We start from the raw sequence: 13,055 nt of genomic DNA on the forward strand, positions 1-13,055 counted from the left end.
AGCTATAGACTATTCTCTCACAAGAAATAGATTTACCTTCCTGTCTAAGCTAGGTATCCAACCTTAATATAATTATCTTTGTAATAATAATCAGAAAAGAATGGAAACCACATCACCAAACGAAATATTTAAACTTGCCGCCGATATTGTTCGTAACACTTCTCAATCTGTTTTTCTTACAGGTAAAGCAGGAACAGGTAAAACTACATTTCTACACTATATCCGCAAGAATGTGGATAAAAACGTAATAGTAGCAGCACCAACAGGAGTGGCTTCAATAAATGCAGGAGGTGTAACATTACATTCGTTGTTGCAGTTACCATTCGAACCATTTATTCCAAATCTGGAAGGAAAAAAGAAACTCGACTTTCACTTCAAATTGCGTAAGTCGAAAATTGAGATGTTACGCGAACTCGAACTACTTATTATAGATGAGGTAAGTATGCTTAGAGCTGATATGTTGGATGCAATAGATTATATGCTAAAACGCTATCGCAACAATCAGCAATTGTTTGGAGGAGTTCAGATACTCTTTATTGGCGATATGTATCAATTACCCCCCGTAGCACAACAACACGAATGGGATCAGTTGAAACAATACTACCCTTCCCCATTCTTCTTTCACGCTCAGGCATTACAGAATAATATGCCACTTTATGTAGAACTAAAAACTATTTACAGACAAAGCGATCAGGTTTTTATTGATATCTTGAATCGAATTCGTAATAATTGTACCACAAGTGGTGATTTACAAATACTCAATCAACGCTACAACCCATCTTTTAAATTAACAGCCGAAAACAGATACATTGTTTTATGTACTCACAATTATAAAGCTGACAAAATAAATAGTGAACAACTTGACAATTTGCAAACAAAGGGAGTTTCTTTTTCGGGGAAAATAACTGGAGATTTTACAGACAACTCTCTGCCAACCGATTTTAATCTGGTATTGAAAATTGGTGCGCAAGTAATGTTCGTAAAAAATGACGTGGGAGAAAAACGTCGCTATTATAATGGTAAACTAGCCGTAATTAGTCATCTATCAAAAGATAAAATAGTTGTACGATTTGAAGATGGCAACGAAATGGAACTCGAAGAGGAAACTTGGAGAAATGTTCGCTATTCATTAAATGAGGATTCGGGTAATATTCAGGAAGAAGAATTGGGAGCATTTACACAATACCCTATTCGTTTAGCATGGGCTATTACTATTCATAAAAGTCAGGGATTAACTTTCGACCGAGTAGTGATAGATGCAGGACAAGCTTTTGCCGCAGGACAAGTATATGTGGCACTCAGCCGTTGTACATCTCTCGATGGGATAGTATTATTCTCTCGTATAACAGCCGATAGCATACATACCGACCAGAATGCCATAGCATTTAGCAAAGAAGAGTTAAAACAAGATTACCTTCAACAAATATTAGAAGAAGAAAAACCTCGCTATTGTGCTGATCGATTAAAAAAAGCATTCGATTGGTCACCCATAGTTCGCAGTGTTCATTCTCTAAATCAATTGGCTGCCGAAAAAAACATTCCTGAAAAGGAGAAAATGCAAGCTTTGTTCTCACAACTATATGACAAAGCCATAGAAGAACAGAAAATTGCTGAGAATTTCAGAAGAGAATTAAGCTCAATACTATCAGCAACCGATCCGGATATCAACTTATTAAAAGATCGTGTAAAAAAGGCAGTGCATTACTTCCATAAAGATTTACAACAAAATATCATCTTGCCAATTGAAAGCCATATAAACAGTCTAAAGAAAGCATCCAAAGTCAAGCTATATTTGAAAGGTGTACGCGAAATTCATGCGACATTATTATCCCTTTTGGAAAAGTTAGAGCATATCCACTATGGGAATATAGAACTCACTTCCGATCTTGCTTTCAAACAATTGACTGCTCCAAAAGTCGAAGAACCTATTGAAAGTGAAAAGAAATCGAAACCACAAAAGGGAGATAGCCAACGTATTACCTTATCATTATTTAATGAAGGAAAAACGTTAAAAGAAATTGCTGCTGAGCGCAATTTATCTACAACAACTATCGAAAGTCATTTATCGGGATTTATCCTTACGGGCGAATTATCCATAGATCAATTAATCTCCGAAGAAAAGCAAAACTATCTTCTTCCCCGATTAAAAGACATTCAGCCTAGTACTCCCCTATCCAGCATCAAAGAAGAGTTACCCAAGGAATATACTTATCTGGATATTAAAGCTATGATGAATCATATCAGATGGTCCAAGAAATAATCAGAAATATAAATATCTAAGAAAACCTGATAGATTTCTTTAAAGAAAATAACAATATTTCAGTTTAATTATTACATTTGTTCACAGAGTGGGTTTACGATTTCATCTAAAATCTTTTTTTTTATCGAAAAGTAAACAAGCTTTATTATATTAACCCATAAATCTATTACTAGCAAACTACTCACTCTTCTACTACGAATTTCAGTTTATATTTTCAAAGACCTTAATTAGCAACAAAAGAAAAATGACAGCATCTCTAGAATACAAAAAAGAAGACTCAAATCTAAATTTTAACTATTTAGATTTGGTCAATTGTGCTGAAATATTAGAGAGAGAGAGAGAGAGAGAGAGAGAGAGAGAGAGAGAGAGAGAGAGAGAGCTATAAAATAAACTATTCTTTTCTTAGCAACAAATTTTCCCGAAATCTTATTTTCGGGCAGAGCCTTATATTACCTATTTATTTAAATCCATATTCTACCATACCGATATAATCGGCTTGGTCTTCTTCGCACGTAACTACTTCATTATTCAGAACCAAACTTTTTTATACAATAATGTTTAACCTAAATCAATTAAAGCATGAACAACAAATTAAGAAAAAGGAAACAACGAGAATGTGGTTTCTTTAAAGTGCTAATTCTAATGATGGCAATGCTCGGCTACGGGATGTCGTCCAATGCACAAATAAACATTACAGGTACTGTCACAGACGAAAACAATGAGCCCATGATTGGGATTACAATCGCTGTGAAAAATTCAACAATTGGAACAGCTACCGATATTGATGGAAAGTACTCTTTAACCGTACCTAATAGTAATGCGGTAATAGTTTATTCCTATATCGGCTACGAAAGACAAGAAATACCTGTAGGAGCGCGCAAAGTAATAGATGTTAAACTCAAAGAAAACACCAAATTACTAGATGAAGTTGTAGTAGTTGGTTTTGGTACACAGAAAAAAGTAAACCTCACAGGATCAGTTGCCACTGTAGACAGCAAAATGCTCGAAAACAGACCTATTACCAATGTATCAGCAGGTTTAGCAGGTTTATTACCAGGTGTCACCATTACTCAGAAAAGTGGATTACCGGGTGGTGATGGAGGTACTATCAGAGTACGTGGAGTAGGAACTTTAAACAATGCCAACCCAATGGTACTTGTAGATGGAGTAGAAGCTACAATGGATAATATAGATCCTAATGATATCGAAACATTAACTGTTTTAAAAGATGCAGCAAGCTCGGCTATATTTGGAGCAAAAGCTGCTAATGGAGTTATTTTAATCACTACAAAAAAAGGTAAAGCTGGTAAATCACAAGTCAATTATTCAGGAAATTTTGGTTGGCAAACACCTACCGCATTGCCCAAGTATATACGATCGGCTGAGTATGCTGAGATGTATAACGAAGCTCTAAAGAATGACGGTAAAAGTTTGAAATTTACAGAAGCCGAAATTCAAAAATTCAGAGATGGCTCCGATCCCGATAATTTTGCTGATACCGATTGGCAAGACTTACTTTATCAAGGTTCAGGATTTCAAACCAATCATAGTGTAAATGTTAGCGGAGGTACAGACAAAGCCCGTTATATGACATCGGTAGGCTATCTTCAACAAGATGGTGTAATCAAATTGACAGGTAAGAAACAATACAATATAAGAACCAACCTAGACATCAATCCAATATCGAAACTTGATGTTGGCGTCAATCTATCTTATACACGTATGGATCTAGAAGAGGCAACAAACTCATATGTAGGAGGAGGAGCAGACCAGATTTTCAGACAAGTAAACTTAATTTCACCATGGATTCCCTATCGTAAATCGAATGGTGATTATGGAACTATAAGTGATGGTAACCCGATTGCATGGATAGATTTGGGACAACAGATTCTGAAAAAGAGAGCATACTTTTTAGGAATAGGAACAATTAAGTATGAATTTATAAAAGACCTATCGCTCAAAGGTGTATTCTCTTATAAAACATTCACTGAAGACCAAAACGAATTTATAAAAGACATTCAATACAATCCCTATAAATACCAAGGTCCAAACAAAATGCACCAAAGAGACTATTCGAACGAAACAGTCGCAAGTGATATCTTCTTAAATTATAGCAAGAGCTTTAACCGTAATCACAACTTCATATTCTTAGGAGGGTTTCACTCCGAATATTACCACTACAAATATACATATGCCTATCGCGAAAATTTCCCGAGTAACAACTTGAGCGATTTAAACGGTGGCAGTACCGCAGGTATGAAAAATGAAGGATATACCAGAGAGTTAGCCATGCTATCATGGTTTGGTCGTCTAAATTATGATTATGCAGGTAAATACTTATTCGAAGCCAACTTCCGTTACGATGGATCATCTCGTTTTGCAGAAGCCAATCGTTGGGGATTTTTTCCTTCATTCTCGGGAGCATGGCGTATTTCAGAGGAAAACTTCATGGAACCTCTCAGAAACTCCATTACGAATTTAAAGGTGAGAGCATCATGGGGTAAATTGGGTAATCAAGCAGCTTTAGACGATTATTACCCTACCATTCCTACCCTATCTCTAAAAGACCAAGATTATGCTTTTGGTGGTAAAATAGTACCCGGTGGAGCAACCATTTATGCCAAGAATCCAAACCTAAAATGGGAGGAAACACGTACATGGAACATTGGTCTTGATGTTGGTATCACTAGCGATCTTAATATAACTGTTGACTATTATGACAAACTAACATCGGATATTCTAATGAAAGTACCTACACCAGATACATACGCTTTAGAAGATTTCTGGGACAATGTAGGTGAAGTATCCAATAAAGGTATAGAGTTTTCAGCACAATATAATAAGCAGTTTAAGAATGTAATGTTTTCTTTCGGAGGTAATATAGCATACAATAAAAACAAGATATTGAAACTTGCCGGACAAAGCGAAATTATTGATGGAAAAGACATTAAACGAGTAGGAAACTCTTTAAACAGCATCTATGGATATAAAACTGACGGTTTATACCAATCAAAAGAAGATATAAACAATTGGCCAACCAATAACATACAAGGAACTGTCGTACCGGGTGACTTGCGCTACGTAGATGTATCGGGCGATGGTGTACTAAGTGCTGCCGACCGTGTGATAATTGGTTGTACGGATCCTAAATTTGTATTCGGTTTTAATGTAGGAGCAACTTATAGAGGATTCGATATGCTGCTATTCTTTCAAGGAACAGCAGGAGGTAAAGGATACATGGAATCAGAAGCTATTGGAGAGTTGAACGGAGATAATGGTAAGCCCACAACCTTCTGGCGTAACCGATGGACTCCCGAAAATACAAATACCGATATCCCCCGTTTGAGTAGCCAAGGTAAAAGCGGACCTAGTATGCCTAGTGTAATATCTTCTTATTGGTTACAAGATGGTACTTATTTACGTCTAAAGAATCTACAAGTAGGATATACACTTCCCGCAAAACTAACTCACAATATGCAAATATCTAAAGTCAGAGTATTTTACAGTGCTCAAAACCTGTTGACATTTACAAGCTTTGTAAAAGGCTGGGATCCTGAATCTCCAGTTGGAAGAGGTAGTCACTATCCTCAGGTGATGGTGAATTCATTTGGTATTAACGTTACATTTTAAGGAGGATTAAATCATGAAAAAATATATATTATTTCTAGTTTCGGTATTTGCTCTTACCTCTTGTTCGGATTTTCTTGACCGAGCACCGGGTGATGCCCTTTCTCCCGGTACATTCTGGGAAACAGAAAACGATGCAAAACTGGCTTTGACAGGTTGTTACAGAGGATTTGAAGATAGTTACGGTATTATGTACCGCGATTGTGGCTCCGATAATGCTTATAATTTTCACCGCCACGAAGGGTATCAAGCCATTGGCGATGGAACGATGTCTCCCGGTGATCCCGGTACTACCGCCATATTCTCTTTTGTTACTATTCGCAAGTGTAATGAGTTTCTTGAGAATATCGATCGTGTTAACTTCAGAACCGAAGGTTTAAAAACAAAATACGTAGCCGAAGTTCGTTTCATCAGAGCATATCGTCATTTCTTACTAACACAGTGGTATGGCGATTCACCACTGGTTACCAAGACTTTTGCTACTCCCGAAGAAGCCAGAGTTGGTAGAGATCCCAGGGCAACAGTAGAAGATTTTGTAATATCTGAGCTAAAAGAAATTATTCCCAGCCTTGCAGAAAAACATTCATCTAGCGAAACTGGACGTATTCCCCAAGGTGCGGCACAAGCTTTGCTAATGCGAATATATTTATTTAAAGGAATGTACAAGGAAGCGATTGAGGTAGCAAAAGCAATTCAAGGGTATAGCTTATTTCCATCGTTCGAAGGTTTATTTTTGATGGCAAACAGAGATACTAACGGAGAAGCCATACTTCAATACGAACATATCGAAAATAATCTTTCTATGGATTTAACACCATTCCTTCCCAATAGCCAGGGAGGATGGTCGTCAGTAGTTCCTTTGCAATCATTGGTTGATAATTACGAAATGGCTGATGGTTCAACTATAGCCGAAGCTAAAGCTGCTGGCAAGTATGACGATACAAACCCTTATGTAAACAGAGACCCTCGCTTAAGACAAACTCTTATTTACCCCGGACAACTTTGGGAAGGTGAGATATTCAGTTCTGTTGTTTCAGGAAATGCAGACCATCCGACTAAAGAAAATAATTCAACAAAATCGGGATACAACTTCAAGAAGTATTTCAATAACTTAGATCAATTCCCTTCCGGATTTTGGAATACAGGTCGAAGCATTATGATTTTCAGATATGCCGAAGTTCTTCTGACATTAGCCGAAGCGAAAATTGAATTGAACCAATTAGACGCCGAAATGTATGATGCTTTAGATAAAGTGAGAACAAGAGCCGGAATACCAGCCGTAGACAGAACTAAATACAATACTCAAGCTAAATTACGAGAATTAGTTCGCCGCGAACGTCGTTCCGAATTTGCTTTCGAAGGTCTAAGACGTTATGACATTATCCGTTGGGGGCTTGCTCACGAAGTAATGAATGGAGACGCACTTGGCTGCCGTCAAGGTACTATTTTAGATGAGGTTTTACCCAATGGAGACCGAAAAGTGAATTTGAATGGTGCTAACTTCTTTGTAGAAAAGAGAAAATTTGCCGACAAAAACATCTTTCTGCCTATTCCTCAATCTTCAATTGACAAGAACAATAACCTATTACCTAATAATCCGGGATACTAATTTCAATCAGATAATCTAAAGAAAAGCCTACCTTAATAAATAAGGTAGGCTTTTTATTTTCAAGAGCTATAGCTAATCTAATGAGTTTATCAACTCATTAGAACGACTTAAGACTTAACAGTATCATTTGTATCAATTTCTTTTGCATCTTTCGAATGAGAAATTCCCTTTTTTTTCCTATTTACCCTTTGCATCACACTAGTTATATAAACCGTAAAGACAGGAAACATCATCATGCCCAATGCCGCTAAAACCACAGATAATATACGACCTCCGGTAGTCACCGCATAAATATTCGAACCTACAGTTGTAACATTCATAAATGCCCACCATAACGAATCGGGATAGTTTGTCACCAAAGGATTTACCTTATGTTCGATAACTAAAAATATTAGACTCGAAAAATAAACCGTTGCCAACAACATAGTCAAATAAGAAACAAATAGTCCCGAAATCTTATTCTTTGTCAACCAACTAACCACAATAGCCAAAGCATATCCTCCTCTAATCAGAGGAATAAAACGAATAAAATAACTAACCTCTGGAGAGAATGAGAGATTATAATAATCTATTATATTGAGATAGGGAATCGATATTATAAGAAAAACAAAATGAGAACGAAAAAAATTCCACTTACGACCCGACAGCATAAACTCCAATAGAAAATCGAATAAGAAGAATATACATATCCACAACTGTATCTTCAAATAAGATCCTTGTGTCTGAAACGGAATATTCTTGAAAGTATCAATAGAAATACTTATTACAAGAAAAATAGAAAGTAAAATTATTATAATATGCAGAATATCACAAATATTTGTTTTCTGATAAAAAAAATTTCTAAACGTATTCTTCATTAATTTTAAAAGTATGAATTGTTCTTATTTAATAAACACCGTTAGAAATGTTTTGTTTTCGAAAGACATTTATACAGGTTTAAGTACCTATTATTAAAAGAAAAAGTCACCTGAGAAAACTCCTCAAATGACTTTTATTTTTTTATATAAATTCAGTTTTATTTTTTTATCAAGCTTGTCAATACAGTATAATTTTGTAACTGTTTATTACTATACGTTTCAGAACGTACAATACCAGCTTCTGCAGCATACCACTCTACTCCACTAAAGGTTACTGTTTTTTTATCTTTATACACATCAAAATCAAATGTAATTTTCGATGCATCAAAAGTTCTGGCAGGTGTTGTAACTTTTTCATTTTTCTCATACTCTCGGTTGTAAACACGAACTCTTATCAACTCCTTTTTATCACTTTTTGACTGAATCGTAAATTCTCCTGCGTCCATTTTGAAATTTCCTTCAAAGGGAAAATCTGAAAATGTATCAGGATAATCCAAAAAGTCGCCAACAAGCTCAGTATCTTCTCCCAAGATTCCCATTATTTGAGGTGAAATGGTTCTGTTTACCATCTTCAAATAGAAAACGCCATCATTACATTCCGCATCAAGGTTACCTTCGTCAATAACATTGTTACTAGCATCTGTCATAACAAAGCCTACTTCCAAATCTTTTCCTGTAATAAAATCATCATAAGCTGTATTAACTCTATAAGTCATGGTGTTCAATAAATTATTATTTGCATCATAACTCTTATTAATTAATGCATCTCCTACATTTTTCGGGAAAAATGCCATACAATCATCCTGTGCTTTAATCAAGCCTGTAAAAGCAAAAACAGAAATTAAAAACAATAAAACTCTTCTCATAATGTAAAATGTTTATGTAACGTAAAATTTGTTTAAACAATTATAACAATTGATCTACAGAAAAGTTTAAACGACTAATACACAATAACATAAACAAATAGTCATTTTTTTCTCCTGCTGAATTAAAAGATACAATTAATCTCCTTTTATCTATTTTCATTAACGCAAATAGATCTTTTCTGAAAAAATAAAAACAGACTCATCTCTATTAAAATAAAACCATATTACCCCACTTAATCCTTAGTTTGATAATACGAATTGTTAATTAGCACTTCAACACCTCACAAAGAGATACAAATTCATTTATTTTTATAAGTTTTGTTATATTTGTAAATATAAACCTAAAGAACAATACATGAAAACACTATTTATTAGGGTTATCGCAATCATATTTGTGATATTACCCGTATTTTCATCTGCTGCCGAGATTAATCAAAAACCATTTGTAATACCCGAATTAAAGCAATGGGCTGGTAAAGATGGTCTCTTTCGTATAACTGAAACCTCTCAAATTATAGTACCAAAAGGTAATTCCGATTTACGACATGTAGCAAAATTATTTGCCGAAGATTATAAGATTATGTTTGGCAAAGAGCTAACAATTTCGGAAGGCAAAGCCAATAAAGGAGACTTTACTTTCAAAACCGCATCTAATAAAGAATTAGGAAAGGAAGGATACCAAATAAAGATTTCTGATTTGGTTGAAATTACCGCTCCTCAACCGATTGGTGTATTCTGGGCAACCAGAACCTTATTACAGATGTCGGAACAAAGCAAAGAAAGAGAGCTCCCAAAGGGTGAAATAAAGGATTGGCCTGACTATGAATTGCGTGGTTTTATGATTGATTGCGGAAGAAAATTCATCCCCTTACAATACCTTCGCGACTATGTGGAAATAATGGCTTATTATAAGATGAATACTTTTCAGATTCATCTAAATGATAATGGATTTAAGCAGTACTTCGAAAACGATTGGAACAAAACGTATTCTGCATTCCGACTCGAAAGCGAAACATTCCCAGGATTAGCAGCTCAAGACGGCTATTATACTAAGAGCGAATTTATAGACCTGCAAAAGTTAGCAGAAGAATACTTTGTGGAAATCATTCCTGAGATAGATGTTCCCGCCCATTCACTAGCTTTCTCACAATATAAACCCGAAATAGGAAGTACAGAGTATGGTATGGATCATCTTGATTTATTTAATCCTGAAACTTATAAATTTATAGATGACCTATTCAAAGAATACTTAGAAGGTGAGAATCCTGTTTTTAGAGGGAAGCGCGTTCACGTGGGTACCGATGAATATTCTAATAAGAAGAAAGATGTTATTGAGAAGTTTCGCTATTTTACCGATTACTGCATTCGCTTAGTGGAAGGTTATGGAAAACAAGCTTGCGTGTGGGGTGCGTTAACCCATGCAAATGGAGAAACTCCTGTGAAATCGGAAAATGTATTAATGTTAGCTTGGCACAATCCATACGCGCAACCAGACTCTATGATAGAGCAGGGATACGATTTAGTAAGTATTCCAGACGGACTTCTATATATTGTACCCAATGCAGGTTACTATTATGATTACCTCAACCATAACAAAATATACGATGAATGGACACCAGCCCAAATAGGTAACAAAGTATTCAGCGATAACGAACCTAAAATAAAGGGTGGTATGTTTGCTGTATGGAACGATCATGCAGGAAATGGTATATCAACAAAAGACATACACCATAGAGTTTTTCCTGCAATTCAGACTCTATCAACTAAGATGTGGACAGGAAAGAGTATCACACTACCTTTTGACGTTTTTGACTTGAAAAGACAAAATCTAAGTGAAGCTCCTGGAATAAATATATTAGGAAAGATAAGTACACAGCCAACTCTTGTTTATGAGCAAGCTGAGGTTAAGAAAGGTGATAAAATGAAGTACAAAGAAATAGGCTATAACTACACTGTAAGCTTCGAATTGGATGGAGCTAACGAGAAGAAAGGAACTGTTTTATTCTCAACGGACGAAACACAATTTTATCTCTCTGATCCTATAAAAGGGATGTTAGGATTCGCCAGAGATGGCTATCTCAATACATTCAATTACAGAGTAAAGGATGGAGAAAAAGTATTAATTACTGTTTGCGGAGATAATAAAGGAACCCGTTTATATATCAATGGTAAACTTCACGATAATTTGAGTATCAAAACTCAATGGTATAGTGAGGGAAAAGACAAGATGTATTACATTCAAACTTTAGTATTCCCTCTTGAAAGAGCGGGAGATTATAACAGTAAAATTAGAAATTTAAAGGTTTACAACTATTGTAAGGAATAGATGACCAATAACTCATTAGTCTTATAGTTTTAAACTCATTTTATCAAAACTTGATTGTGTCTCGAATAGATGCAATCAAGTTTGTATAAAGAGGACGAATATTCATTTATTCAAAAGGGAACGGTTTCGTAGTTTTTAATTTGGATGGCTTTTCTTCAAAAAAGAACTTATCTTCTCCAAAAGCAGGATTCAACTCATCCATCCATGTAGCTTTAGGATTATACTCTGCAAAGAATGGAATATGCACCCATTTTGGATTGCGACCTTGTATGAAGCGAAGTACAAAAACCTTATCTCCTTTTATCTCTTGCACCCCAAGTACTTGAATCTTCCCTGCAACATCACTCATACTCGGCCCTCTTACAGTACGGCAAAGTCCGCTTACTTGACTATATGCTTGTCGGAATATCTGCCAACACCTTTCTAACGGAATTTCAAAATATCGTTTTGCGCCTGTATCACGTGCTATAAACATATAATAAGGTACACAACCTAAATCGACCTGCTTACGCCACATCTGAGACCACAATTCTGCTTTGTCGTTAATATGCTTCAATAAAGGTGACTGTGTTCGTATCTGTGCGCCCGTTTTACGTATTCTCGCAATAGCTTCTTTGACCGCATGGGTTGATAACTCGCGTGGATGATTAAAATGAGCCTGAATGGAAAGATTCTTGCCCGATTTATTCACCAATTCAAATAGCTTGATTATATCATCACTATCTTTATCGATCAAATATCTGTAAGGCCAATATGCAAGTGATTTTGTACCAATACGGATAGATCGTATATGTTCGAATTCGGGCTCTAATAGAGGTTTTATATACGCTTCTAACGTTGAAGCACTCATCACCATAGGATCTCCTCCTGTAAATAATATATCTGTCACTTCTTTATGCAGACGCAGATATTTAAGCAACAGAGCGCCCTCTTTCATCGCAAACTTCAACCCACTCATTCCTGAAAATTGCGGCCACCGAAAACAAAAAGTACAATATGCATGACATGTCTGCCCTTGACTCGGAAAGAATAGTACTGTTTCAGGATATTTGTGCTGAATACCTTTCAATTTTATTTCACCTAAATAAGGCACATTATGCTCCTGACCTGCGGGATTGGGATTTAATGATAATCGTATCTTCTTCACATATTCATCAATCACCTCCTTACTGGCATTTTCATCCAGTAGTTTCTTTATAAGAGTATAATATTTCTTATCTAGCATTTCTTTCTGTGGAAAATTCAAGATAAAGATTGGATCTGTTTCGACATTACTCCAATCAATAAGCTCTTCCACTACATAATTATTAGTTTTGAATGGTAATACTCTTCCTACAATTTCGATATTCTCAATCAATTCTTTAGATAGGGAAGAGATTTGCGGAATTGTTCGAAAATTGTGTAAAGTGTAAGATTTTAGAGATGTATTCATAGTCATAAATCGATAAGGTGTAAAATAATAATCATATAATATACTAGAATCATCCCTAAAACCAATACAGCGATAATA

General features: G+C 35.6%; 7 protein-coding genes. 4 read left to right on the forward strand and 3 right to left on the reverse strand.

Annotation, left to right across the window (positions count from 1 at the left end):
• Positions 1-100 precede the first annotated feature (100 nt).
• The 3 genes from HGC4_RS07845 to HGC4_RS07855 all read left to right on the forward strand — a co-directional run bounded on the left by HGC4_RS07845 (position 101) and on the right by HGC4_RS07855 (position 7,496).
• Positions 101-2,260 (forward strand): helix-turn-helix domain-containing protein, encoded by a 2,160-nt coding sequence (locus HGC4_RS07845; RefSeq protein WP_050709577.1) that lies wholly within the window; start codon positions 101-103, stop codon positions 2,258-2,260.
• A gap of 579 nt (positions 2,261-2,839) precedes the next feature.
• Positions 2,840-5,890 (forward strand): SusC/RagA family TonB-linked outer membrane protein, encoded by a 3,051-nt coding sequence (locus HGC4_RS07850; protein ID WP_082204116.1) that lies wholly within the window; start codon positions 2,840-2,842, stop codon positions 5,888-5,890.
• 13 nt (positions 5,891-5,903) lie between these two features.
• Complete coding sequence (locus HGC4_RS07855) at positions 5,904-7,496, forward strand: RagB/SusD family nutrient uptake outer membrane protein (protein ID WP_050709579.1); 1,593 nt, start codon at positions 5,904-5,906, stop codon at positions 7,494-7,496.
• Between the two features lie 107 nt (positions 7,497-7,603).
• Here HGC4_RS07855 and HGC4_RS07860 read toward each other — a convergent pair whose 3' ends face one another.
• Together HGC4_RS07860 and HGC4_RS07865 are read right to left on the reverse strand one after the other, a co-directional pair.
• Positions 7,604-8,353 carry a potassium channel family protein gene (locus HGC4_RS07860; protein ID WP_050709580.1) on the reverse strand — a complete coding sequence of 250 codons (750 nt, stop codon included), beginning with the start codon at positions 8,351-8,353 and terminating at the stop codon, positions 7,604-7,606.
• A gap of 158 nt (positions 8,354-8,511) precedes the next feature.
• Positions 8,512-9,219, reverse strand: a complete 708-nt coding sequence (locus tag HGC4_RS07865) for a TapB family protein (RefSeq protein ID WP_050709581.1) — start codon at positions 9,217-9,219, stop codon at positions 8,512-8,514.
• Positions 9,220-9,574: 355 nt separating this feature from the next.
• On the opposite strand from HGC4_RS07865, the gene HGC4_RS07870 reads away from it, so the two are divergent.
• Entirely contained in the window at positions 9,575-11,545 is a 1,971-nt protein-coding gene (locus HGC4_RS07870; protein WP_050709582.1) for a family 20 glycosylhydrolase, read from the forward strand.
• 106 nt (positions 11,546-11,651) lie between these two features.
• On the opposite strand, the gene HGC4_RS07875 is transcribed toward HGC4_RS07870, so the two are convergent.
• Positions 11,652-12,977, reverse strand: a complete 1,326-nt coding sequence (locus tag HGC4_RS07875) for a KamA family radical SAM protein (protein WP_050709613.1) — start codon at positions 12,975-12,977, stop codon at positions 11,652-11,654.
• Positions 12,978-13,055: the final 78 nt, after the last annotated feature.

Source organism: Dysgonomonas sp. HGC4 (assembly GCF_001261715.1).
Classification (GTDB): domain Bacteria; phylum Bacteroidota; class Bacteroidia; order Bacteroidales; family Dysgonomonadaceae; genus Dysgonomonas_A.

Coding starts and splice junctions, on each gene's coding strand:
- HGC4_RS07845 (WP_050709577.1), top strand. CDS start 101: ATGGAAACCACATCACCAAACGAAATATTTAAACTTGCCGCCGATATT.
- HGC4_RS07850 (WP_082204116.1), top strand. CDS start 2,840: ATGAACAACAAATTAAGAAAAAGGAAACAACGAGAATGTGGTTTCTTT.
- HGC4_RS07855 (WP_050709579.1), top strand. CDS start 5,904: ATGAAAAAATATATATTATTTCTAGTTTCGGTATTTGCTCTTACCTCT.
- HGC4_RS07860 (WP_050709580.1), bottom strand. CDS start 8,353: ATGAAGAATACGTTTAGAAATTTTTTTTATCAGAAAACAAATATTTGT.
- HGC4_RS07865 (WP_050709581.1), bottom strand. CDS start 9,219: ATGAGAAGAGTTTTATTGTTTTTAATTTCTGTTTTTGCTTTTACAGGC.
- HGC4_RS07870 (WP_050709582.1), top strand. CDS start 9,575: ATGAAAACACTATTTATTAGGGTTATCGCAATCATATTTGTGATATTA.
- HGC4_RS07875 (WP_050709613.1), bottom strand. CDS start 12,977: ATGAATACATCTCTAAAATCTTACACTTTACACAATTTTCGAACAATT.